Source organism: Yersinia sp. J1 (assembly GCF_050586585.1).
GTDB classification, from domain to species: domain Bacteria; phylum Pseudomonadota; class Gammaproteobacteria; order Enterobacterales; family Enterobacteriaceae; genus Yersinia; species Yersinia entomophaga.
This window is the reverse complement of sequence record NZ_JBOBDP010000018.1, coordinates 25,904-50,527: the sequence shown is the minus strand read 5'-3', so window position 1 is coordinate 50,527 and position 24,624 is coordinate 25,904. Positions and strand designations below refer to the sequence as shown.

The window sequence follows — 24,624 nt, the reverse complement described above, 5'->3', positions numbered from 1 at the left end:
AACTTACTTCTGCTTCATGCTTTTCAGCAGCGGCGTGCATTGGTTTTCTTCACCTTCACTAGGCGAAATCAATGCCAACAACGCCGCCGCTGGCGTTAAAACCACGCCCAACACAGCCGCCACCGCACCGCGAGCAATTAACGGCCCGGTCTTCACACCCGCGTCCGGATTTTTAAACGTGCCTTTAACGTACAGAGGCGAACGCAACGTCAGAATACGTAACCCTTTGCTTTGCGGGTCGATTGAGAGATCCAACCGTTCGGTGGCGAAATTAGCATTACCGGTAATATTGATGATGGCATTTTCCGTGTCGAAGACGAACAGCCGCGGCGTAGCCAGACCGTTTCGCATCACGATATCCGCAGCAGCACAGTTAATTTTTACTTCGTCATCACCGAAGAGTTTTGCCACTATGTAGTTACCCACGTTCAGCCCCAATAATTCCATCAGGCTGCGGCTGATTAGCCCCTGATTCAGCAATATTCGCAGGCTACCATTACTGGTTCCCAACAGCGCCGCCACCGAGTTACCCCGAGCCGTGAAGGAAGCGTCGCCATTGAGCTGCCCCAGACTGTTACGCATCGACTCGACTTCCGGCAGCAGCTGCTTTAACTGGAATCGACGCGCGTGAAGGTCGATGCGCCCTTGCATCGGATTTTTATTACCATTCAGGCGTAAAGTGGCGTTGAGATTGCCACCGGCAATACCGAAGCGCAGCGGATCGAGTAACAACTCACCGTTTTTCATCACCACATGAGTAGAAAGATCGCTGATAGGTAAGGCTTTATCCCGCTCGATACGTTTAGCGGCGTAGGTCACATCTGCATCCATAACGTTCCAGCTTTGGGTTTCAAAAGCCTCTACCGGCAGAATTTTATCGGATGGCTGGCGACTTTTCTCACCGCGCCCTTTTTTCTGTTGATTGGAATCAGCGCCGATTAAAGGAGCCAGATCGGCAAAACGCAGTTGATTGGAGACAACCTTTCCTAGCAGTTTGGGTCTTGGCTGACTGGCGGTATAGGTGAGATCGCCGTGAATATCGCTGTCGCCGATTTTACCGTTGAATTTTTGATACTGATAAACCGCACCGCCCGATTGACGCAACCGAGCAATCAAATACCCATCGGTGGCATAAGGTGGTGTATTCGGTAAAAGTACACCAATCAACGGATATAAGTTACCCAGACTATCGCCGGAGAATTTCAGCCGTAGATTGATATCCGCCAGATTGCTCGGATCATTGAGCGTACCGACGATAGCCACTCGCGTAGAGCCGGAGCGCACATCTGCCTGAATAGGGAAAGGAATATCAGCGTTAGTCAGAGAAAGCATCCCCCCGATTTTTCCGCTGCCGCTCACAGGTTGCCCTTGGTATTTGCCTTCTACCTGCCAGCCGAAAATATAATCCACCGACGTACTTCTAACCTTGCTGTCCTTCACTTCACCCTTGTCGCCAATCACTTCGGAAAAAGGAAGAGGCTTGCCCAAAGGGTCGATTTTCGCCCGTAGATCCGCTTTCAATACCGAATCTTTAAGCGAAATCTGGCCGCGATCGAACACAATATCGCTGATATTCACCGACCAATCGGAAGATGCTTCACCCTTAGCTTTGTCGCGATTGGCGAGATTAAAGGTCCAGTTGTTTTTACCGTTGGCCAAGCGCTGCAAATTAGCATCGGGTTCCGTCAGCCAAATTCTGGGAATGCGAACCTGCTTACCCAACAATGCCAGTGGAGACAAATTAGCCTCAACTCGCTTTAGGGTCATCATATTATCCCCAGGAATATCTGGCGGGTTGCCGAGTACCAAATCTTCTGCATGAATCTGCGGCCAGGGAATCCAGGCACGCCAACCGCGATCGTCCGTTTTGCGCGACCAGTCAACGCCCAATTCGCCACGAATGGCAAAGGGACGCTGCAATTCAGCACTAACCTTTTGGTTTATTGTGGGTTTTATGCGATTCCAATCGAACGTAAGAACGAAAATCACTAAAACAGCCAGCAATACCAGCACAATTCCGGCCACCCAAAGCAGTACCTTCCCGGTTTTTGTCATAATCGCTCCACAAAATTTATCAGAAGCTAAATCCGGTTCGGCAATAAACAAAACGGCTATGGGTACTACCGCTCAGCCTGTCAATGTAGAAAAAAGAGTTAATCGATGAGGAACGCGGACTTAGACGCTTGTATTAACCATAGTTGAGGATCAACTAACGTCCATTATTATTGGCCTGATGAAAAGCAGCCAATAGATATAAACGTCAATTTATCAGACGGTTAATGATAAAACGACTCATCGGTTTTGACGATTATTTCACCCGGACGTTACCCGGCGAATAACAGGGGAAGTGACTGTAAAGTATCAAAATGTGCGGGTCTGGAAAGATAGTAACCTTGCGCAGCACAGGCATCAGATCGTTTAACCAGCGCCCATTCTTTGTCAGTTTCCACTCCTTCTACAATCACGCCTTTACTGTAGCGGCTCATCAATGTTACCAGCGTAAAGAACAGCTGTTGCCCTACCTCACTTTGCTGTAACAGAATAAATAAATCGCGAGCTATTTTGATGTATTCATAGCGCCAACTGACAAAAGACGAGAAGTTAGCCACACCGCTGCCAAAATCATCCAGCCATAATCGATCGGCCTCAGCGATTTGAGCAAACGGAGTAATACAGGCGGTATCCATATGTTCGACCAGCTCAAAACGCACATAAGGCATAGAATCAATAAGCTGCCGCGCTTCGGGATCGTTTTGCATCTCCATCAATGCCTGACCGTCGATATTGATCGATACCAACATTGAGCGATGGGTAAAAATACCGTGCCATTGCTTCACTAATTCCAACTGTTCTAACACCACGTTCAGACGCGCCCGAATGCTGATAGAGGAGAAATAATCCTCTGGTGAGAGTCGGGTTTCCGGCGAGGAGGGATGATAAACAGCCGTCAATAATTCTATCGCCAGTAACTTCCCTGAAGTGCGATAAATAGGTTGGAAAGTATACCTACGCTGACATTGCCGCCAAAAGTTGAATCCCTTATTACAATCCTGAGCGGCAAGGGATGGCGCAAGTAAATCTGATATTTTGTTAGTTAGCATCAGTTTTGTCGCCATATGTCGGGGTATCAGGCAGTCAAAGCTCATACTATGCTTACTGCCATAAAGACGCTCCCCAATGAGAGCGTTCTTCCTTCTGGAGATGTTATCGACTCGTTCGACCAGAACTTTATATGTGAGCCAGGCAGATTCTCAAAACTGCGAAATCGCCTCCAACTGAGCAACGAACGACAAACCGGCAAACGTGATTGAGTTAACGCTAACATTAGGATAAATGGAGAAAATAATGCCATACGTAAATATTAAAATTACCCGTGAAGGTGCCACCGCCGAACAAAAGAAGCGGCTGATTGCCGGTGTTACGCAACTGTTAGTCGATACCTTGGGCAAAAATCCGGCTACCACCGTCGTGGTCATTGATGAAGTTGATACCGATAACTGGGGTATTGGCGGGAAATGCGTAACCGAACTGCGAAAAGCCCCCTAATTTTAACGGAACAAACGGGAAACCTGTCAGTTTCCCGACCTAGGTCATAAAAAATATAAAACGCCATTTTAATTCTATTGACTCACGCAGAACCAGCAGAGAGACTAAGCCTATATCCCTCATATCGAGTTTTCTTTAGAAATAGGCCGCTTTCCATGACCAGCAAAAAGATTGCCGTTATCGGCGAATGCATGATTGAACTGTCGCAAAAAGGTAACGATTTGAACCGAGGTTTTGGCGGCGACACGCTAAATACTGCGGTTTATATTGCCCGTCAGGTTGACGAAGAGGCGCTGGAAGTCCACTACGTTACTGCCTTGGGCACTGACAGCTTCAGCGAAGACATGTTGGCGGCATGGCAGAAAGAGAAAGTTAAAATCGATTTGATTCAGCGTATGGATGATAAGTTGCCGGGCCTCTATTTTATTGAAACCGACGAGACCGGTGAGCGTACTTTCTATTACTGGCGCAATGATGCCGCCGCCCGTTTTTGGCTCACGGGGCCGCAAGCTGATAAAATTTGCCAGAAGCTGGAAAACTTCGATTATCTCTACCTCAGTGGTATTAGCCTGGCTATTCTGGACGCCTCCAGCCGCCAGCGCCTGTTGAAACTACTGCAAGCCTGTCGTACCAATGGAGGTAAAGTTATCTTTGATAACAACTACCGCCCGCGCCTGTGGCAGAGCAAAGAAGAAACTCAGGAAGCCTATCGCGCTATGCTGTCCTGTACTGACACCGCGTTTCTGACGCTGGATGATGAAGATATGCTGTGGGGCGAGATGACGCTGGAGCAGGCTATCGATCGCACTCAAGCTTTGGGCGTTAACGAAATCGTGATCAAACGAGGTGCAGATTCCTGCATTGTCTGGAATCGGGAACCCGATAGCCAGCGGCCCGCGGATCAACATGTGGTACCCGCCGTAACCTTGCCAAAGGAAAAAGTCGTCGATACCACCGCAGCGGGAGATTCATTTAGTGCAGGTTATCTGGCCGTTCGCTTAACCGGAGGCACACCTCAGCAAGCCGCAGTGCGTGGCCATTTGACTGCCAGTACTGTGATTCAGTATCGGGGGGCGATTATTCCCATCGCGGCAATGCCAAAAGTCTAAGCCAAACGAGATGTATTGACGGGAGAGATAGAAACAATATTCGGGACCAGAAAGGCCCCGAATATCTGATTTGAACACCCGGTTTTACTGCGCGGTCGAAGCTTCCGGCGGCGTCCCTTCTGGCGTGGTGCCTTCTTGCGTCGTTCCTTCTGACGCAACGCCTGGCGTAGCTTCCGGTTTCACTTCTTCCGGCGCAGCCATTGGCGTACCCGATGTCATAATGCTGTTATAGCTTTCCTGCAATGCTTTCACGCTGACTTCTGGCTCACCTTTCGGCTGAACCAGAACCAAAGTGGTATCTTGCGAAAGCTGTTGTTTTAGCTCCTGATTCAGATTGGCCAACGTTAAGCCGGACAGGAAGGTTTGTCGCAGCTTCTGATATTGCTCAGGTGCGATATCCACTACACCGCTCTGCTGAGAACGCAGGCGCTGACTCATCAACACATCGGTATCAGTACGGGCATAAGTCGCGAACAGCTTGCTTAACTGATCGTTTTTCTGCGCCATCAGTCCATCAAATTCAGCCTGACTCAGCCCATTAGCACGAATACTGGCTAATTCATTAGCAATAAACGTCATGCCGGAATTCAGATTTTCCGTTGGCGTATTCAGATGAATCGCACACTGAGCACGTTGGTATTGCACCCGGCAATCAAAGCCCAGCTTCATATTCTTCTGACCGCTTTTTTCCAACGCCTGCTGCATATGCCAGAACAGCGCTTCTCGCGCTAGATCACTGCGCCAATAGCGGCTAAGTGCCTGGGAGTCCTGTATCGGATGCCACGGGGTATCCCAAATTAGCGACAAAGTGTCCTGCGTCACCTGCTCGCTCATCAGGTTCACCGGCTGAGGCGGTAAAGGAGCCAGCATCGCGATAGAAGACGGGGTCTGTCGCTTCCCTTCCAACGAAGAGAAGGTTTTACTGATTTGCGCTACCAAACTACGGCTATCGACATTGCCCACGACATACAGCGTCATCGCATCTGGCGTGTACCACTGTTTGTAGAATTGCTTCAGTTTTTCCGCATCAACCGGACTATTTACCGGCTGCCCAGGATCGTGACCCAGCAGTGAAGACCCTTTTAGGCGATAGCGCCACCAAGTGTCCTGTACATTTTGCGGGAAAGTAGCAATGGGATCATTAGGAAGATTCAGCGCAGCATTCACCGTTTGCTCGCTGATGGCCAGCTTACCGCTGGTATCAGATAGCCAAGCCAAAGCCTCTTTAATCAAATCAGGGCGATTGTTTGGCAGGCTCAGGCTGTATAGCGTGAAATCATAAGAAGTAATCGCCGGTGGTAAAGGGCGCTCGTTATCGACCCCTTGCTGCCACAGCGATTGGAGTTGTGCCGGAGTAAAGCTCTGGCTGCGAATAAGCGCCAAACGAGGTAACAGATGGGCAAAGCCAACCTGCTGTGCGCTTTCCGACAGAGATCCGGTATTGACCACCAGACGCATCTCTACTCTATCACTTGGGCGCTGCGGCGTTGCCAGCAGCTGCCATGTAAACCCGTTTTCTAACTTTCCCTGCTGCCAGGCAGGATCGGGTTGTAGTGCTTCAGCTTGCACATTGCCGCTGGCCGCCGCCAACAACAATCCACCAACTATAAGACGAATTCTGGTGCCCTGCATGTGAACCCCTACTTAATAACTATCCAATTTAAAACTATCCAACTTTCAAAGAAATTACACGCTCAAAACAGCCCAATGATACGAAACTCATCGGCGTGTGCTTATGTTGGATAAAAAAACTACGCTCATCACAGTTATGACCGCGGAAAAAGCAAGTGTACCATTCTGTTAGACCGCATGCTTTTGCCGATATCACCCATCACTGCGAAAAATAATGTTCAACGGGCAATACGAGCGAAAAATGGTAGTGATTGACTATGCAGAAACCACCGGTAACGATGAGCTACCGGTGGCTGATTGACTAATCTGGTGACCTAAAAGAATCAGGAAGAGGATATCTGCCCTTCTGATTTACCTGCCGGACTCTTATTCGACAATGTCGCCTGCAGTTGATCGTTATCCAACTGGTTACACCATTTCGCGACCACAATGGTCGCTACGCCGTTACCGACCAGATTGGTCAGCGCCCGCGCCTCAGACATAAAGCGGTCAATACCCAGAATCAGTGCCAAACCGGCCAATGGTAAATGTCCAACAGCGGAGATAGTCGCAGCCAGAACGATAAAGCCGCTACCGGTCACGCCAGCTGCGCCTTTAGAGGACAGCAGCAATACCACCAGCAGCGTCACCTGATGCATGATATCCATGTGGGTATTGGTTGCCTGAGCAATAAATACCGCCGCCATGGTGAGGTAAATGGAAGTCCCATCGAGGTTAAATGAATAACCTGTCGGAATAACCAAACCCACTACGGATTTTTTACAGCCCGCACGTTCCATTTTCTCCAGCATCCGCGGTAATACGGATTCTGAGGAAGAGGTTCCCAGAACAATCAGTAATTCTTCTTTGATATAGCGAATAAATTTGAAGATATTGAAGCCGTTAGCGCGCGCAATGGAGCCTAGCACCACCACCACAAACAAAATACAGGTAGCGTAGAAGCAGACAATCAATTGGCCCAGTTGCAACAACGTACCCACGCCATATTTACCAATAGTAAACGCCATCGCACCGAAAGCACCCAGCGGAGCCAGGCGCATAATCATATTGATGATACCGAAGATTACGCGGGAGAAACTTTCAATTACGTTAAAGATAAGCTGACCTTTTTCGCCTAAACGATGTAAGGCAAAACCAAACAGTACGGCAAACAGCAAGACTTGCAGAATATTACCGCTGGCAAAGGCGCCAATCACGCTTCCGGGAATAATATCCAACAGGAATGGAATTATTCCTTGCTGAGAAGCTTGCTCCGCGTACATGGCAACCGCTTTAGCATCCAAAGAGGCAGGATCGATATTCATCCCTGCTCCAGGCTGCACCACGTTCACAATAACCAGGCCGATCAACAGTGCAATCGTACTTACAATTTCAAAGTAAAGCAGAGCAATGGCACCTGTTCGCCCGACCGCTTTCATACTTTCCATTCCGGCAATACCGGTCACGACGGTACAAAAAATAACCGGAGCAATAATCATTTTAATTAATTTAACAAATCCATCGCCCAGAGGTTTCATCTGAGCACCGATGTCAGGATAAAAATGGCCTAATAGGATACCTAACGTGATTGCCGTTAATACCTGAAAGTAAAGGCTTTTAAAGATGCTGGTTTTCATATCAATGTCCTTTTGGAGAATGCACGGCAATGTGTCGTTATGGTCTCCGCAAATGAAAGGGACGCTTCATTTTTCTATCCGCGCTAGCGCGAAAAATAACACCCCAATAACAATATGTAAGTCATTTATTATCGTAAATTGTCCCATTAACACGAAACTAAGAACTGAAACGCTTCAAGAAAAGGTAACTGGAGTGGAGCAGTGAAATATTCTTTGCTACCGAGCCGGTCTGAGAGACCTGATAAGGGAAAGGATAAATAAGAGAAGGTGGGGATATTGCGAACCAACGTTGACCGGACAAACCCGATCAACGTGGCAGGAAACTGGCCTCAAACTCTTCGCGCGGCACCGGACGGGAGAACAGGAAACCCTGCCCGCTCGTCACACCGTGGTCTAACAACCATTGACGCTGAGCTTCATTTTCTACGCCTTCGGCCATCACGCGCAGTTTGAGCACATTGGAGATACTGCCGATAATTCGCGCCATCGCATCATCCTGCGGTAGCGTGTGGACGAAACTTTTATCGATCTTAATCATGTCGATGGGCAGACATTTTAGGCGATTGAGATAATGCAGGCTGGAATAACCCATACCGAAATCATCCATTGCGATGGAAACGCCGAGTTCATGCAGCTCACGCAACAGTAGCAACGCCTCATCCAGATCGGGAATACGGGCAGTTTCGGTGATTTCCAGCATTAACTGGCTGGCATCAATTTTGTAATGACTGAGGATAGTTTTGAGGTGCGGTAAAAACGTCTCATGCTGCACCTGCAAACCGGAAATATTCACCGCCAAGGGCAATTTAATGCCTTGTCGCTGCCAGTCTGCCAGTATCCGGCAGGACTCTTCCAATACCCAATTACCCAGCGGCACCATAATGCCTTTTTCTTCCACCAGCGGAAGAAAATCCACCGGCGAGAGGTAAGTACCATCGGCCTGATTCCAGCGCAGCAACGCCTCCGCGCCTATGACTTTTTCATTACGCATGTCCCACTGCGGCTGTAGGTGCAATATAAAATCACGTTTCTCAATGGCTCGAAGAATGTCATTTTCGTAAGTCAGATGCTTTTGCGTTTTTTCCGACAAATGCTCTTCGTAATAGAGAATCTGATTTTTACCCTTATGGTGGGCTGCCACCATGGCAGAGCTAGCACTGCGCATTAAATCTTCAGCGCTTTCATGCTGATTAAGATATTGCACGATGCCAATACTGGCTTTCGGACGCAACTGCATGTTTTCAAAGGTCAGAGGAGCGGTAATCTGCGCCATAATCCGCCGGGCAAGCTGCATCGCCGGGAAAGGTCGCGATATCTCTTTTGCCATGACGGCAAACTCGGTTTTACTCAAATGGCCCAGCAAGCAGTTCTGGTCAATGCACTGCTCAAGCTCCTGCACTATGGTCAGCAACAGCTGCTCATGCTGATGTTCCGTCATGACGCCGGACGCTTCATGCAGCGTTTCTATGCCAATAACCAAGAGGTGAAATTTTTCTGGTCGAACAGGGGAATCAATGTGCTCATTCAACATGGCTAAAAACAGCGTGCGATTCGGCAATTCAGTCACCGGGTGGCGGCTGCTGATACGGCTCATTTCCGCATAGGCTTTCGCTAACAAATGCTGGTTACGATTATAATTTCGCGCCAATACCCCTAATTCATCATCAAGATGACGAGCGGGCATGGAAAGCTGATGATCTAACACCTGATCCTGAGAGATATTCTCCAGTTCACGAGCCATTGAGCGCAATGGATGCACGATTAACCGGTTAATACACCATGTAATTGAAACGGAAAGAATCAATGCTAACAACAGATAGGTTGAAAGCATGGTGGATAAGGTATTAAGAATAAATTGATAAATACGGTAAGAATCAGCCTGTAACACCAGATAAGCCAGGGGCTTAGGGTTGGCGGGGACTCTTTCTAATGAATAGAGCGGAACGGTAATTTGCACCGGCAGATTAAATACCCGGTTAACCCAATTGGGTACCGGCTGCTCTGGCTTAAAATTAGCGTGTAATACCTGTAGCTCATTAGGCAACACCACATCTGCCCGACTCAAAATCCCAATCGGCAATGTGCTCTCCAGCACACGTTTAGCACCTGGAATATCGACGCTGAGTATGGCCGAAGAAAGGGGGTTTTTAACGGAATACGCGATACTCTCCAACTGCTTGGCGTAGTCATCTTTGCGCTGCTGCACAAAATGGAACAGTTGAATGACAATAAAGATACAAATCGTCACCAGCGCCACACCGGACACCGTTGCCATTTGCTTTATCGTTAACGAATGCCTAACCCGCAAACTTTTTCTCCGCCTATCGTACCCGTAAAAAAGCGGCTTTATCATCAAGCCAACCGCCAACTCAGTCTGAGTATACTCGATCGTCTGCCGATTTTATCTTGCGAGACTAAACTGATGGGCAAGAATATCGCGGGTTTTGGCGTTTTCCTATCAGGATCCTGCTTTTTATAGCGTAAAAATCACTTTTAGAGCAGTTTTTCACCAGGTAAACCGCCCCGAAAGATTATTTAAAATCGGCGTAAGGTACCAACGGCTGCGGCGGCATATCCAGATCGCCCTGCCAGCCCGCCATTGAGTATCGCAGATACACCAGTGCATGACTTGGGGTGTAGTCTTTCGCCTGCTGAATATCAATACCGGCACCCAGCGTCCAGTGAGAACTGAGTCGCCGCTCTATCAGCGCTCGCAGGGTATAACCCACGCTGCTGCTGCTGTCGCCGAACTCGGTTGCGTTGCGATCTCTGATTTCCTGCAAGCTTGGCGACAATAAACCTTTCAGCGGATAACGCGGCTCATCGCTGGTTGCCGAATGAGAAAGAGAAATCGAGCCACCCAGTTCCCATGACCAGTTTTCCGTGCGCTGGCGATAATTCACCGGAATAGCCACAGACAGGTATTTTTGCGGACTGTAATAGCCCCCTTGCCCCAAGGTGTAGCCGCTGAGGTCTTTTTGATAGTGCCACCACATTCCGTTCAGACCCACGGAAAGGCGGCGGTTATCTTCGTTAATCAGCTTGTAGTAATAGCCGGTCATCAAACGCAGGCGTTGGTTATCCGCAACGTTTTGCCCCGTCAGATAATGGTAACTGACATCGCTCCAGACTCCGTGCGCTTCGCCACGATCGTAACTGGTACCCAAGCTGACGCCGTTGGCGCGAACGCCGCCCCAGGTCACATTGGTATTGGGATCTTTTGTTCCGGCAAACGCCAGTAATGAACTGGAAATCGGGCGGCGAGATGCCGTTGCTGTCCAGCCAATATGGTTCCAATCGCTGCTATAACTGACGCCACCGACCACATCAACCACATCAAAACCCATCGGAGTGGTACCGATATCCGTTTCCCAGCTATCGTTTTGCCAACCGGCGGCAATACTGGTACCGGTTGCCCGCTGGCGCATGTTAGCTACACAAGGATTTTCAACGTCATAGCAGGTGCCAGCCTTATAGCGTTCATTGGCATTGAAAGTACCTGCATCCATTTGAATGGTATCAGCACGGAAGAACGCCCGTCCATCAGACAGCGGCGTATCCACCTGTAACATGGTGTTGTGGGCATTCAGATCGGAAATACCTTCTGTTCCGCTGGAACGAACATAATCATGATCCAGCGTGACCCGCGTATCTTGTTGACGATACAAATCGGCGGCATCGGAACGGATACCGCGTTTCAGCCAGTCATCCGTAGCCTGATTGCGCGTAAGAAGCGTGTAGCTGTCGTTATCCGCTGGCAGCGTTGGCGTGATGCCGCTACCAACCATGGCCCGCTTATAATCCTCCTGCGCCAACTGCGGATCGCCCAGTTTTTGCGAAAGACGCGCCGAATCACGGAACACTAACGCGTTAGCCTGAGATGGGCCTTCTTTCTCAGCCTGTGGTTTTAGCTGCTGGAAGATGGCCGATGCCTTTTGTGGATCGCCCACGCCGCTCCAGGCATTCGCTACACGCCGCTGGGTATTTAGTGTTGCATCTTTCGCCACCAGAGAATCGCCTTGCAGAAGCTGGCGCGCATCGTCGGTTTTCCCCTGAGCCACCAGCGCTTCGATTTCTCCCAAACGAGCGTCTGGATTATTGGGTTCACGAACACGAATACCGCGATAGCCGGCTAGCGCCTGCGCGTAGTCGTTACGCTCCAGCGCCCAGTCCGCCAGCGTCATATCAATACGCGTACTCGGCGGCTGCTGACGTAATAAAGCTATCGCCGACGGTTCATCCCCGCCAGTACGTAGCCGTTGGGCATTTTCCAATACTCGTTCGAATTGAAGTCGTTGATCCAATTCGCGAATATCATCATTCCATTGGCCCTTAGGAAGCGTGGCCAGGTGGCTAAGTGCTTGATTGTCTCGCTCGGTGCTAGAAAGATATAGCGCATAAGCATAAACCTGCTGGGGATCGGCCGGTTTGCGTACCGCCAACCCGGCGAATTCCCTGTCAGCCTGCTGCGGCTGCCCGCTTTGATACAGCGCCTGCGCCAAACGATAAGTCAGCCAGACATCGTCCGGCGCCATTTTCTGCGCCTGTCGGTATTTTTCCGCTGCCTGATGCCACTGTTGCTGCGCCGCGAGTTGCTCGGCCTGCTGTTTCAGCATATCCAGCTTCAGCCCGTTCAGCGTGTCGCGCATTTTCGCCTGTTGTCCCGCCGGTAAACCGCTGAGGTAAGCCATAGCTCTTTCCGGAGACTGACGCTGGTAGATATTTGCTAGACCGCGCACCGCACTGCTGTTACCGGGTTCCAGACGCAACGACTGCTGGTAAAGCTGTTCAGCGGTTTTATCATCATGGCGCGCTACGGCAACGTCGGCTAAACCCAGTACCGCGTAGCTGTCGCTGCTATTAAGCTGGCGCGCCTGCTGATATTTCTGCTGTGCCAAATCAGGGTTACCCGCTTTCAGGGCTTTATCTCCCTCATCCGCGAGTAACCAATAATGGTTGGTTTTAATCAGGCTGGTCCATTTATCGCTGTTCAGCCCAGTTTTATCGACTTTCTGCGCCTGTTCAAACAAACTAGCAGCTTTTTGCCGATCTCCGGCTCGCGCATAGGCGATACCTAATGCGCCCAAAACGTCGGCGTCATTGGGGGCAGTAGAAAGCGCCTGTTTCAGATCAGGAATGGCATTGCGGCTCTCGCCACTATCCACTCGGGACAATCCGGCCAAGCGTGCCTGATAGCTGGGATCGGACAACATTTTTTCCTGCCGAGCCAATTCGATACGCGCTTTATCACCCGCGGTACCACCGGCGAAAACATCGAGAAAACGATTCAACAGAGAAATACTCTGCGGGCTAACAGGCAACGCTTTGATTTGATCCATCCACAAATCGGCAGCCGGTGAGTTACCCGCAGGATCCGCAGCCATTTTTTGGAGTAAAGCATAGGCCTGATCATCCTGTTTTTGACTAAACAGCATTCTGGCTAATGCCATACGCAGCGGAATATTACCGGGGAACTGTTGATCCAAACGCTGCAACTGCTTCATCGCCGTCTGCTCTTGCCCCGGCAAACGTGCCACCAGCCGCCAGTATTCCACCGCTAAATCCAGCGTTGGCAGCTCACCTTTCAGTAGCAGGTCATATTGGACTTTCGCTTCCTGAACGCGGCCAGCGGTGGCCAGCAATCGCGCCTGCTGTAATTTCTGCATGACTTCGGGCTGCGTAAGCGCCAGCGCCATTTTTGACTGGCGATAAATATCGGAATTCGGGGCAAGCTGTTGCAACCTATCCAGCTGTTTTTTCGCCTCTTCCGTGTTCCCTTGGCGCAGTGCCTGACGTATTCCCGCCGCAGCAACTTCCGGGTTATTTGGATCCATCAGGCTGAGGCGATACAAGGATTGGCGCACCAGTTCATCTTTATGGGTAGCTTCCCCCAGACGAACCTGTTCCAGAAGAAATTGAGCGGGAGCAACGGCCTCTGCGCCTTTAGCCTGGGGCAATAACGCCAGACTAAAAGGAAATACGCTCAGCCAGTTTAATTTGAAGTTACGCATTGACTGCCCCAAGAGGGTAAAAGCTCACCCTGCCGATTAAAACGATAACGATTCTGTGCCCATCCCTGACCATAAAGCGTCAAAACGGAACTGTAATAAGCGTCGGAGCCGGGAGGTGATTCTTCCACCCGCGGCGTCTGTTTTTTCAATATTTGTGAGCCACTTGCCGTTGCGCTGGCGCTTAACAACGGCAATAGGGCGGCCGAGAAACCTACAGGCCCGTTGCCCGTCGTTTTGCCACTGGCGGTATCGGTTTTCTCTGGTGGAAGCCCTTGCTGCTGCGTCACTTCAACCATCGGCTGAAAACGTTCGATTAGCGCCGCTTTCTGTGGGCTGTCGTCCGCTAACATACCGGCCCAGAGATAAACTCGAATGGCATCGTAGCTGCCGATATTGGGTTTCACTTTATCCGGCTGCCAGCCGTTGGTTTTGCGCCACACCACCCAATCCGGCGAGAATCCTTTCGGTGCTGTTTCCAGCCAGAGTCGCTGATTTACCGACTCCATTGCCTGCCACGGCCCTTTTTTCATACTGGCAAACCGCGCCAATAACTGTGGCGGCTGATAGCTGGGATTGACGCGCCAGGTATCTTCGTCAACAAAACCCACTTTTCCCGGTAATAGCATTCGGCCTAAACCCGGAATATGCGCCACCTCTTCTTTGGCAATCCGCTGCAATAGCAGAGTCCCCATTGTGGTGTAGCGGCGACTATTCCACAGCCGTCCGGCCTCCAGCAGATCGTAGGCAATCCACAGATCCGCATCGGAAGCGGAATTGCTATCCAGCACGCCCCAGGTTTTATCCTTTTTCTGCCCCCACGACCAAGCGGGCAGGCGAGCGGTTAAATCTCCCGCCGCCAGATTGTTTTCCGTCCAATCCAACAGCAGGTTAAAAGCCGCGCGATCGTTAGCTACCAGCGCAAAAAATAGCGCATAGCTTTGGCCTTCCGAAGTGGTCAGCATTTCGGGGACGCTAGCATCAATAACGCGCCCCCCTTGGCTTATATAGTGTTGTTTGAACTGCTGCCATGCGGGCCAATGACATTCTGCCGCTGTTGCCCCGCTATAGGCCAACAGCAACAGGCTGCATATCAGTCGTTTAAACATCACAACCATAAAACCTAGTCCCTCTCATCTGGAGATAAACGACGGCGGCTCACTGCGCGCAGAACCCGCCACAACATCACGGCAATCAGCACGACAACCAGCACCGCAACCGCAGCCAGCAGCACTGGATGGGTGGATAAGGCGTACCAGATGCGTTCCCACCACGGCAGATGGCCGACGCTGTAGGTATCGCCAACCCGCAGACTGTTAACGCCGGAATCACGAATCACCGCCACGGAACCGAACACGGCCGCACGTTTGCCAGTATCCAGCAAAGCATCATTCAGCAATTCATAACCCTGCGGGCTATCAGCCAGTAATGCGACGATGCTGCGTTGATCGTAATAAGGAGATTGAACCCCGATAATCGCCGACATGGCGCCTTCGGAGCTGATGGCCGTTTTACTATCAGGCACCGCATCCGTTGGATCGATAGTTGCCGCCGCGACAATCGACTGGCGATTCGGCATTTTCACCCAGCTTTGAGTCGCATCAACCAACAGGTTGATTTTCTTATCATCCCGCAGTTCTGGCGGAATAGAGCCAATCATCAGAATATCGGCATCTTTGTCCTTCGCCTGGCTCCAATCATCGGTAATGCTGATGCCCACCGCAGGATAACCGACCTGCGCACCGATATTCCCCACCGTATTCAACAGTGCGGTAACCTGAGCGGGCTGCGGCTTAGGCTGTACCAAAACCAAGGTTTGGGATAAATCGGCCATACGGCTGAATGGGAAGCCTGCATTGGCAAATGAGCGCAGATCCGGCATTTCCATAAAGTGGCGATAACCGGAGAAATCGATCGTGGAGTTTTCGTCGATCACCACATGGTTAGGCGAGGTGGTGAAGGTTTCGCAGCGCCCTCCGGCATTGCTGGCAATAAGCGTGCTGTAATCGAAATCAAAGCGCAGTTGATTGGTCATACCCAATTTCAGCGCCGGGATCGTCACCGCTCGCGTGCCGTCTTGTAGACCCTGAATCAATGGTAAACGCAGAATTTTGGCGCTTTCCTGACGATTAGGCACTAGCGGATAATCGGTAAAGAACTGATCATTCAGGCTGACGCTTAAGCGTGAGCCGTCTTTCAGGATCGGTGCCGTATAACGATATTTCAGCTGCATATCGATACCGGCACTGCGTAGCAAGAACAGATCCGGCGGCAAATTCATCGAAAGCAAGATCGGTGACGGCATCAACCCACTACTTTGTAACTGTTCAGGATATTGCTGTAGCTCGGCAAAGGTCATGGGTCTTTCGGTACGCACCCAGTTTGGCGCATCGTAAGGCACACGCGGAGCCAGCTGCTCAACTTTGTCTACGGTCACATTTTGACCGCGGAACAGAATGTTACCTTGAGCAATACCCGTTGCCGCCGCAATCAGATCCTTGTCATCCCGCCCGAGAACCAGCAGTAGCTTCACGTAAGGATTATCCGGGTGACTGATCATTTCCACCGTTGGCGCATTCACCGCCGGATAATCTTTCAGAAAATCAGGCCGTTTGTCATTGGTGGCAAAAATCACCCCGTGACGATCGGGAATCTGATTGAAAACTGCAGGGAAGTGTTGACCGCGCCACTGAGCTTGCTCACCAAACCAGGAAGCCAGAATTGCGGCCGCTTTTTGCTGAGCCACATCAGGAGCCGCTGCAAAAACAATTGGCAATGTTAGCGGGCGGTTATCTCGCGCATCGAAGAAAGGCTCAGGGAAATGAGACAAATCATTCTTCAGCGGCAGTGACTGATAGCGTAAGTCCAGCGAGCTATTCTTACCGATATCCAGCCACAGCGTACTGTTTGCCGGATTTTCACAGTCATTCTGATAATGCCCGATAAAGACCAGCCGCAGACGGTTGAAGTCGGTAATGTAACGAGGATCGATGGATAGCTGGATGCGATTCGGTTTACCCAATTGTTCGCGGGTAATAGCCGTCACGTTCATTAGCTCATCGTTCAGGTAGACTTTGAGCTGCGATTCGATCGGCGTTAGCGACGGCGACGGGGTAAACTCCAGATTCAGAGTTGCCTGTGTCACCACTTCATCGCTACGTACGCCAAATTCCAACTGACCGTCCGGCTTAACGCCCCCTAGGGAGAAATTGCCCGGCGGCGGAGCCAATTTGGCAAAAGGATGCACCACATCCCTCACCGGCGCGGCCTGCGGTATAGCACTATCCGCAGGCGTAACGGCCAACGAAGGATCGACTGCCGCGGGAGAGGCCAACGTCGGCTGTTCGGACGCCGTAACGGTTGGGGTCGTTTCGGCATGAGACAGTGTCGTTAGCCCCAAAGCCATTGCTGTAAACCAGGTTATTTTTCTAATCATCATATCATCATCAATGTTGAGCCACTGTCTGGTCCTGACTCCGCAGAGTCTGACCCTGTCCTACGCCATGAGGAACAAATGACGCTACCCACGCAAGCAAAGAGGTAAATCCAACCAGTACATTACGAATAAGCGGCGGCGCGTAATTCGCCATACGAACATAACCCCGGAAACCCAACGCCAGAACATCGCGCAGACTTTCGATAGGTTTATCTTCAGGGAAACTGTCCTGCCACAGCGCCCAGGTATCGGCGCGGGCAAAAGTACACTGGATAAAGTCGATGTGCTGAGCCACGCTCAGTTCGTCAATACGCATCCCGACTTTTCTGCCAAATGCCCGAGTGACCTTGCAGGGGAAGATGTATTCTTGCTGACCGCGCTTCAGTAGCAAATTGACCGCCTCGCCGTCCTGTAATAGCCCTTCGTTACGCATTTCAATCCCTACGCCACCGTCGGAATAGTCACGCAATGTACAGGCAAACAGGTGACCGTCTTTTCGCTCAACCGCCGCGGGCATAGCAATTTCCACCCGGTGCGCCTGACGAACCTGTTTAGCTTCAACCGCCACGGCCACGGCACCACCCAGAATCGTCATGTTGTAAATAACCCACACCAAACTGATTATCACCGTCATGATTTCGTTGGTCGGCCCATTCCCCAAACGCCACAACCCGGCAATCAATCCCGCCAGATTGAGCAGCACCAGCGCGATATAAGGACGGGTGATAACCCAATCCACATGTTGCTCTTCTATCAAACCGCCTTTGGCCGTTACGTTAAACTTCCCTTTATGCGGATTCAGTAGCGCGACCGTGGTTGGACGGGCGATATACCACGCCAATACGGTTTCGTAGATTTCACTCCAGAACGAGTGGCGATATTTACCCTGCAAGCGGGAGTTGGTCAGGCTGGCGTGAATCATGTGTGGCAAGACGTACAACGCAATCGCCAGCGCCGGAGCAAAAATGATGTACGCATGCATCAGCAAGAAGGCTAGCGGTGCGGTTAGGAAGATCAGCCGCGGAATACCGGCCAAAAAGTGCAGCATGGCGTTGGCATAACACAACCGCTGGACAAACTTCAGCCCCTTGCCAAACAACGGGTTATCCAGCCGGAAGATCTGCACCATGCCTCGCGCCCAACGAATACGCTGGCCGATATGCGCCGAGAGGTTTTCCGTCGCCAGCCCCGCCGCCTGTGGAATACGAATATAAGCCGAAGTATAGCCCTTACGGTGAAGTCGCAATGAGGTGTGGGCATCTTCGGTGACGGTTTCGACGGCAATGCCGCCCACATCATCCAGCGCGCTGCGGCGCAAAACGGCGCAAGAACCGCAGAAGAAGGTCGCGTCCCACATGTCATTCCCGTCCTGCACCAAACCGTAGAACAGCGTGCCTTCGTTTGGCGTCTGACGGAAACGTCCAAGGTTGCGTTCAAAAGGATCCGGCGAGAAGAAATGGTGCGGCGTCTGCAACATACCCAACTTTGGATCTTTGTAGAACCAGCCCAGCGTTAGCTGTAGGAAAGAGCGGGTTGGCACATGGTCGCAGTCGAAAATCGCCACAAACTCGCCTTTAGCCTGCTTCAACGCATGGTTGATATTACCGGCCTTGGCGTGCTCGTGGGTTGGGCGAGCGATATAATTCACGCCAACCTGATCGGCAAAGGCTTTAAATTCCGGTCGATTACCATCATCCAGAATATAGATATTCACCTTATCCTTCGGCCAATCTATGCCTAACGCCGCGTAAATTGTGGGTTTTACAACACCCAGATCTTCGTTGTAAGTCGGCACCATAAGATCGATGGTCGGCCAGGTCGAAATATCCTCCGGCATCGGTACCGGCTGGCGATTAAGCGGCCAGATAGTTTGGAAGTAACCCAGAATCAACACTACCCAAGCGTAGGTTTCTGCCAATAGCAGCAGTAAACCGCAGACCAGGCTCACCGGGTCGTCCCAATTTAGCGTTTCGGTATAGCGCCACCACAGATAACGGCAGGAAACGGTAAGCGATAGCACAATCAGCATTAGGGTAGGCAAACGCCCCGGAATACGCCGAACCACCATCGCGATCGCCCATAGCAGCAGAACAAACACAAACTGCGCCATCAAACCAAAAGGTTGGGAAATACAAATCAGCGCCAGAATTCCGGCAAAAATACCCAATGAGATAAACAGAATGCGTCGGGTACGCTGCTGCAAACGACCGACCCACGCCACTAACGCCTGCTCCCAGCGACTTTTTTTGACTTTTTCCGGCAATACATTCAGCCAGGAGCGATAGCTCAGCTTTTTGGTGCGAACCCAGCCCGGAGCCATATCGACGGGCTTCGGTTTTTTCTCCCGCGGTTGAGACGAACGCGTCAACACCAGCCACAGGCCTTGCAGCAAATAACGCACCGCATCTGCCAAGCGCGGACGGCGATTAGCAATATGCGGGAACCAGTAACGACGATTCTGAATTACATTTTGCCAGCTCGGAGATTCAAGACGCAAAAATAGCCACCCCAGCGCCACCGCGAACGTGGTCAAAAAAGCGGTCAGAATCGTGCAGCCCTGGTCCAGATAGTGGTTATATCGGTGCTGTAGCCTCTGATAGACCGGAGGCATAAAAAGTCCCCGAATTAACAGGCTCATAGATTTTTTTCCGCGCCGTGAATCAGACACCAATTTGCCAGCGTATTGATTTCTTCCGCAGCCAGACTTTGCGGCGCATATTCACCCAACGGCTGCTTCGCCGCTAACGCTTCCGCAACGGCTTCATCACGATGAATAAATAGCGGCAATAAATTGCGCAAACTTTGTAGCCACAATTGATGCATATCTTGCTGTAAGTGGCTGGCAGAAGAGAATTGATTCAATAGGAAATGACAGCCAACCGGCAGCGCCTGTTGGTGCAAACGAGCATGAATCGCAGCATCGGCGGCGATCAGCAACAGCACGTGATCCGCCAACGCCAGCGCTTGCTGAGTGAGCGGGCTATCTCCTGCGGGAACATCCAGCAAAATCCAGCGGTGATCGCCAGCGGCCTCTAGGTCAGCCAGCTTTTCCTGCCAGTCGAACGAAGCTAAAGAACCGGACAGATGGCGCTGCTCATTCATATTGAGCTGGCCAAAAGGCAGGAAATCCAGCAAAGGCATATAACGCATGGCTTGCTGCTGCCAGCGATTACCATCCATTGCCGCCCGCGCCCAGCCGTTCGCCTGTTCGTAAGGCATATTAAAATGGAGACGTAATAAATTATCAGACGAGAAATCAATGACCAGCACCGATTCCTCAAGCTGTTGTAATGCCCAAGCGAGTGCAGCCGTAATGGATGTCGCACCAACACCGCCTCTTAGCCCTTGCACCGCAATCACTGGCATAAGCTATTTGCTCCCCGAGTTTTGCGCCAATTCGGCTAATAATGGCCAGCGCGCCATCATTTGCGCCATACGTTCCTGACGGACAATATCGATATAACTTAATTTGGGTAATGCGAATGCTCGGCTTAATGCTAGTAGATCGTCCTGAACCTCGGGAGATGAATTCACATAAAACCGATTGATTGAAGTATTCATTCTGCTGCCCTTGAAAAATAGGCTAGTGTAATAAAGTATTTTGATTATTAGAGTATACTTTGCCTAATAAGATAAGTCTTAATTTAATATCCTAGTACAGAGTTGGTTAATGTGAGATGCGATGATACAATTAAAGCATAGCATTTCTTTTTACATTGACCTGTAGAACTTCAACAAAATTAGAAGCATAAAAATCTATGTTGAGAACATTCTCGTTAGGTATTGATAAAATTTGGGATGAATTAGCCGTTGTGCAGGCTTCAGGTCTCTATTGGATCAATATAGACCGCGAAAGTGACGCTAATCTATTCTGCCAACAGATAATTAGAGACCAGCCCAAAGATACCCGCTCGGCATTGATTTGTTCTGGCCAAAAACCCTCGAATTTACTAGAAAATATTGTCGGCTACGGGCCGGAAAAACTCCCTTTATTTACTCTGCCGGAAAAAAAAGCCGCCGTTAAAAATCTCGTCAATGATTTGATGCGCTCATTAAGACCGCAGCGACGTTTTTTTATTTTATTGGCTCATGCCAGCTTATGGCAAACATTTACAACGGAAGAAATTCAGCGCTGGGTAAAGGAATTAAATAACTGGCTGGAAAAATATCAGGCCACATTAGTGATTCTGAGTCATGGCAGCGGCGTCAGTAAACTTAAAACGCAATTAGTTAACCAACATCGAGCATTGCAAGGACTTGCCAGCCTGCAATGGCAGCACGATCACGCCCAATATATGGTTTCCTGGTGGAGCACCCTCAGCGGCGTTACCGCAAACCAATTGGTAAAATTGCAGCCAAGCCCGGAAGGCTGGCAGATGGCGGAAGAGAAAGAACAGCAGCCATTGGCGCAATCTCGTAACGACGAGTATATCTATTTGGCTGAAGCCAGCGTGCTGGAAGGCGCTCCGCCGCTATCTACCAGCTGGCAACTGTTTGAAAACAATCTTTTATTGTCTGAGAAAGCCTTTAATGCTCACGCAGCAACGCTGATTTTTTCGCTTCACCAAAGCGATCAAATAGATGAACTGGCGCACCAGATACACAGCCTGCGCCGCCACCGCGGCAATGCGTTAAAAATAGTGGTGCGGGAAATGGATTCCAGTCTGCGTTATAGCGATGAGCGCCTGTTACTCGCCTGTGGCGTCAATCTGATTGTGCCACATGTCGCTCCGCTATCCCGCTTTCTAACCATGATCGAAGGTATTCAGGGCCAGCGTTTTTCTCGTCATATACCTGAAGATATTAATAATTTACTGGCTTCTCTGCGCCCATTGCAGCTAAAGGGCTATCTCTCACCGGAGCAATTCTGCCAGTCGGTGCTAGCCTTGATGAGTAACACCCTATTGCCAGAAGACGGCAAAGGCGTGCTAGTAGCATTACGCCCGGTTCCCGGTTTATCGACGCGTCAGGCGCTGACTCTGTGCCATATGCGTCGCTTTGGCGACATCGTCACGTTGGCTGGCGATCGGCTGGTCGTATTCTTATCCACGTGCAGAATCAATGATCTGGATACTGCCCTGAACTTTATTTTCCACCTTCCGGTGAATGAAACCTTCACTAATCAGCTGGTGTGGCATCAGGATCAGGAAATCATCTCTGAAATCAATAAGATGAACAATCCGGACTATTTACAAAATGTCGGAGAAAATAAAATCCATAAACTGAACAAAACTCAGCAGAAATTAACGCCGTCAGCGCGCAGAACCCCCGTAGCTTTGACGCTGAATCTGGGTAGCCGCAAGGAGAAAGTTTAATGAATCTCAGCGATATTTTTCAGGTTATCTTACTGGCAGCCATCGTCTTTTTCCCTTTGGGTTATTTTGCTCGCGGCCGCCTGCCCGCATGGTGGGCGAAGAAACAACACTTTTTTCTCTCAGCACGCTATCTGAAATCAGAAGGGATCTGGTTGCGTGACGGCTCTTCCTTACATATTAAGAAATAACCATGAACCTGAAAAAAAATGCGCAAGAATCGCAGGCGCCATGGCGTTATTGGCGCGGCCTGGGCGGCTGGAACTACTATTTTCTGCTAAAATTTGCCCTACTCTGGTTTGGCTACCTTAACTTTCATCCATTAGCCAACCTGGTATTCGTCGCTTATCTGGTTTTCCCTATTCCTTCTGAGCGGCTACATCGTTTGCGCCATTGGGTCGGTATTCCTATCGGTCTGGGGCTTTTCTACTACGATACTTGGCTGCCGGGCATCAATAGTATTTTCAGCCATGGCTCGCAGGTTGCCGGGTTTAGTTTCAACTATTTCATAGAGTTAGTTGAACGCTTCATCAACTGGCGCATGATCGGCGCAGCCTTCGTGATGCTGGTTGGTTATCTGTTCATTTCCCAGTGGATTCGCGTCACCGTGTTTATCGTAGCGGCAATGATCGGGCTAAACGTGTTGACCATCGCTGGCCCTGCGTTTTCGCTGCTGCCGACTACCACAACAGCCGCTGATACCACGGCGTCCTCGAGTCAGACCAATGGGTCGGGCGCCACGACCAGTGCGCAACCCGCGGCTGATGCGCCGCCAACCAGCGCAAACCTGACGGCGTACTTAAACAGTTTCTACGAACAGGAAAAAGGTCGCATCACTCAATTCCCGACTACGCTGCCAGCTGATGCTCAACCATTTGATTTACTGGTAATTAATATCTGTTCCCTATCTTGGTCAGATATAGAAGCCATTCAGTTGGAAAAGCATCCGCTGTGGAGCAAGTTCGATTTAGTGTTCCAGAACTTCAACTCGGCCACCGCCTATAGCGGCCCGGCATCCATTCGCTTGTTGCGCGCCAGTTGCGGCCAAGAATCCCATCACGACCTGTATCAACCCGCCGAGCAGCAGTGCTATCTGTTTGATAATTTAGCCAAACTGGGCTTCAGCTCTCAATTAGTTATGGATCACTCCGGCGCATTCGGCAACTATCTGCAAAATCTGAGAGAAGATGCCAATATGCGCGCGCCGCTGATGTCTCAGACTGGTATTAGCAACCAATTGATTTCCTTCGACAATGAACCGGTTTACAACGGTTTAGAGCTACTGAACCGCTGGCTGGAGCAGCAAAAGAACCAGGCAGGAGATGCGCGTAGCGCGACTTTCGTCAATATTGTGCCGCTACACGATGGCAACCGTTTTACGGGAACAAGTAAAACCGCCGATTACAAAGCCAGAGCGCAAACCTTGTTCGATCAACTAGATAGCTTCCTGAATGAGTTAGAAAAATCTGGCCGCAAGGTAATGGTCGTGGTGGTTCCTGAGCACGGCGCAGCGCTGATCGGAGATAAAATGCAGATGTCCGGCCTGCGTGATATCCCAAGCCCGAGCATTACTCACATTCCTGTTGGCGTGAAGCTGATCGGTATGAAAGCACCACAGCCAACTAGCCCGCTGGAAATCAAAGCGCCAAGCAGCTATCTGGCAATTTCAGAGCTGGTTTCTCGCGTCGTGGACGGCAAAATATTTACCGCACCGAGTGTAGATTGGCAGACACTGGTTAAAGGATTACCGGAAACCGCCATCGTTTCAGAGAATGATAATGCGATTGTTATGCAATATCAGGGTAAAAGTTACATTCGTCTGAACGGTGGAGATTGGGTGCCGTACCCGCAATAAATCTGATGCGGTATACAACCTAAAAGGGGCGTAATAATACGTCCCTTTTTTATTTCGTCTGGACGAATAATCTATATTCCCTGATTAGCATTACGCTAACAAAGATAAAT

General features: G+C 50.4%; 16 protein-coding genes. 5 read left to right on the top strand and 11 right to left on the bottom strand.

The genetic code is table 11. From position 1 onward, the window contains the following. Positions 1-3: 3 nt before the first annotated feature. Together ACQ4OC_RS17400 and pdeH are read right to left on the bottom strand one after the other, a co-directional pair. Positions 4-2,055, bottom strand: a complete 2,052-nt coding sequence (locus ACQ4OC_RS17400) for an AsmA family protein (RefSeq protein ID WP_430971453.1) — start codon at positions 2,053-2,055, stop codon at positions 4-6. A gap of 269 nt (positions 2,056-2,324) precedes the next feature. Continuing rightward, positions 2,325-3,101: a cyclic-guanylate-specific phosphodiesterase gene (gene pdeH, locus ACQ4OC_RS17395; protein WP_120806929.1), complete on the bottom strand. Its 777-nt coding sequence runs from the start codon at positions 3,099-3,101 to the stop codon at positions 2,325-2,327. Between the two features lie 244 nt (positions 3,102-3,345). Between pdeH and ACQ4OC_RS17390 the strand changes: the two genes are divergently transcribed. Continuing rightward, positions 3,346-3,546, top strand: coding sequence for a 2-hydroxymuconate tautomerase family protein (locus tag ACQ4OC_RS17390; RefSeq protein ID WP_049597327.1), 201 nt, complete (start codon positions 3,346-3,348; stop codon positions 3,544-3,546). Between the two features lie 155 nt (positions 3,547-3,701). After that, positions 3,702-4,655 carry a sugar kinase gene (locus ACQ4OC_RS17385; protein WP_430971452.1) on the top strand — a complete coding sequence of 318 codons (954 nt, stop codon included), beginning with the start codon at positions 3,702-3,704 and terminating at the stop codon, positions 4,653-4,655. An 84-nt stretch (positions 4,656-4,739) separates the two neighbouring features. On the opposite strand, the gene ACQ4OC_RS17380 is transcribed toward ACQ4OC_RS17385, so the two are convergent. The 9 genes from ACQ4OC_RS17380 to bcsR form a co-directional block, all read right to left on the bottom strand. After that, positions 4,740-6,287: a M16 family metallopeptidase gene (locus tag ACQ4OC_RS17380; RefSeq protein WP_430971451.1), complete on the bottom strand. Its 1,548-nt coding sequence runs from the start codon at positions 6,285-6,287 to the stop codon at positions 4,740-4,742. 323 nt (positions 6,288-6,610) lie between these two features. Further along, positions 6,611-7,903 carry a dicarboxylate/amino acid:cation symporter gene (locus tag ACQ4OC_RS17375; protein ID WP_064515761.1) on the bottom strand — a complete coding sequence of 431 codons (1,293 nt, stop codon included), beginning with the start codon at positions 7,901-7,903 and terminating at the stop codon, positions 6,611-6,613. A 307-nt stretch (positions 7,904-8,210) separates the two neighbouring features. Then, the gene (hmsP, locus tag ACQ4OC_RS17370; RefSeq protein WP_205582787.1) at positions 8,211-10,211 is read right to left on the bottom strand and encodes a biofilm formation regulator HmsP; all 2,001 of its coding nucleotides are present in this window, start codon (positions 10,209-10,211) and stop codon (positions 8,211-8,213) included. A gap of 223 nt (positions 10,212-10,434) precedes the next feature. After that, positions 10,435-13,914 (bottom strand): cellulose synthase complex outer membrane protein BcsC, encoded by a 3,480-nt coding sequence (gene bcsC / locus ACQ4OC_RS17365; protein ID WP_430971450.1) that lies wholly within the window; start codon positions 13,912-13,914, stop codon positions 10,435-10,437. Beyond that, entirely contained in the window at positions 13,896-15,029 is a 1,134-nt protein-coding gene (bcsZ, locus tag ACQ4OC_RS17360; RefSeq protein WP_430971449.1) for a cellulose synthase complex periplasmic endoglucanase BcsZ, read from the bottom strand. The genes bcsC and bcsZ overlap by 19 nt, the downstream gene beginning before the upstream one ends. 5 nt (positions 15,030-15,034) lie before the next feature. After that, positions 15,035-17,347, bottom strand: coding sequence for a cellulose biosynthesis cyclic di-GMP-binding regulatory protein BcsB (gene bcsB, locus ACQ4OC_RS17355; RefSeq protein ID WP_064518408.1), 2,313 nt, complete (start codon positions 17,345-17,347; stop codon positions 15,035-15,037). A 10-nt stretch (positions 17,348-17,357) separates the two neighbouring features. Continuing rightward, positions 17,358-19,985 (bottom strand): UDP-forming cellulose synthase catalytic subunit, encoded by a 2,628-nt coding sequence (bcsA, locus tag ACQ4OC_RS17350; RefSeq protein ID WP_430971448.1) that lies wholly within the window; start codon positions 19,983-19,985, stop codon positions 17,358-17,360. Beyond that, positions 19,982-20,713, bottom strand: a complete 732-nt coding sequence (bcsQ, locus tag ACQ4OC_RS17345; protein WP_064515773.1) for a cellulose biosynthesis protein BcsQ — start codon at positions 20,711-20,713, stop codon at positions 19,982-19,984. Before bcsQ ends, bcsA begins: the two co-directional genes overlap by 4 nt. 3 nt (positions 20,714-20,716) lie before the next feature. After that, the gene (bcsR, locus tag ACQ4OC_RS17340; RefSeq protein WP_064515776.1) at positions 20,717-20,908 is read right to left on the bottom strand and encodes a cellulose biosynthesis protein BcsR; all 192 of its coding nucleotides are present in this window, start codon (positions 20,906-20,908) and stop codon (positions 20,717-20,719) included. 197 nt (positions 20,909-21,105) lie between these two features. Between bcsR and bcsE the strand changes: the two genes are divergently transcribed. Genes bcsE through bcsG form a run of 3 tightly spaced genes read left to right on the top strand, consistent with a single transcriptional unit; the run spans position 21,106 to position 24,514 of the window. Then, entirely contained in the window at positions 21,106-22,662 is a 1,557-nt protein-coding gene (gene bcsE, locus ACQ4OC_RS17335) for a cellulose biosynthesis protein BcsE (protein WP_430971447.1), read from the top strand. Further along, on the top strand, positions 22,662-22,850 hold the full coding sequence (bcsF, locus tag ACQ4OC_RS17330; protein WP_064515781.1) for a cellulose biosynthesis protein BcsF: 189 nt from the start codon (positions 22,662-22,664) through the stop codon (positions 22,848-22,850). Before bcsE ends, bcsF begins: the two co-directional genes overlap by 1 nt. A 2-nt stretch (positions 22,851-22,852) precedes the next feature. Next, entirely contained in the window at positions 22,853-24,514 is a 1,662-nt protein-coding gene (gene bcsG / locus ACQ4OC_RS17325; protein WP_064515784.1) for a cellulose biosynthesis protein BcsG, read from the top strand. The last annotated feature ends 110 nt before the right edge of the window (positions 24,515-24,624 follow it).

What these genes read in the sequence shown, in the direction of transcription:
- ACQ4OC_RS17400 (WP_430971453.1), bottom strand. Translation starts at nt 2,055, where the DNA reads ATGACAAAAACCGGGAAGGTACTGCTTTGGGTGGCCGGAATTGTGCTG.
- pdeH (WP_120806929.1), bottom strand. Translation starts at nt 3,101, where the DNA reads ATGCTAACTAACAAAATATCAGATTTACTTGCGCCATCCCTTGCCGCT.
- ACQ4OC_RS17390 (WP_049597327.1), top strand. Translation starts at nt 3,346, where the DNA reads ATGCCATACGTAAATATTAAAATTACCCGTGAAGGTGCCACCGCCGAA.
- ACQ4OC_RS17385 (WP_430971452.1), top strand. Translation starts at nt 3,702, where the DNA reads ATGACCAGCAAAAAGATTGCCGTTATCGGCGAATGCATGATTGAACTG.
- ACQ4OC_RS17380 (WP_430971451.1), bottom strand. Translation starts at nt 6,287, where the DNA reads ATGCAGGGCACCAGAATTCGTCTTATAGTTGGTGGATTGTTGTTGGCG.
- ACQ4OC_RS17375 (WP_064515761.1), bottom strand. Translation starts at nt 7,903, where the DNA reads ATGAAAACCAGCATCTTTAAAAGCCTTTACTTTCAGGTATTAACGGCA.
- bcsC (WP_430971450.1), bottom strand. Translation starts at nt 13,914, where the DNA reads ATGCGTAACTTCAAATTAAACTGGCTGAGCGTATTTCCTTTTAGTCTG.
- bcsZ (WP_430971449.1), bottom strand. Translation starts at nt 15,029, where the DNA reads ATGGTTGTGATGTTTAAACGACTGATATGCAGCCTGTTGCTGTTGGCC.
- bcsB (WP_064518408.1), bottom strand. Translation starts at nt 17,347, where the DNA reads ATGATTAGAAAAATAACCTGGTTTACAGCAATGGCTTTGGGGCTAACG.
- bcsA (WP_430971448.1), bottom strand. Translation starts at nt 19,985, where the DNA reads ATGAGCCTGTTAATTCGGGGACTTTTTATGCCTCCGGTCTATCAGAGG.
- bcsQ (WP_064515773.1), bottom strand. Translation starts at nt 20,713, where the DNA reads ATGCCAGTGATTGCGGTGCAAGGGCTAAGAGGCGGTGTTGGTGCGACA.
- bcsR (WP_064515776.1), bottom strand. Translation starts at nt 20,908, where the DNA reads ATGAATACTTCAATCAATCGGTTTTATGTGAATTCATCTCCCGAGGTT.
- bcsE (WP_430971447.1), top strand. Translation starts at nt 21,106, where the DNA reads ATGTTGAGAACATTCTCGTTAGGTATTGATAAAATTTGGGATGAATTA.
- bcsF (WP_064515781.1), top strand. Translation starts at nt 22,662, where the DNA reads ATGAATCTCAGCGATATTTTTCAGGTTATCTTACTGGCAGCCATCGTC.
- bcsG (WP_064515784.1), top strand. Translation starts at nt 22,853, where the DNA reads ATGAACCTGAAAAAAAATGCGCAAGAATCGCAGGCGCCATGGCGTTAT.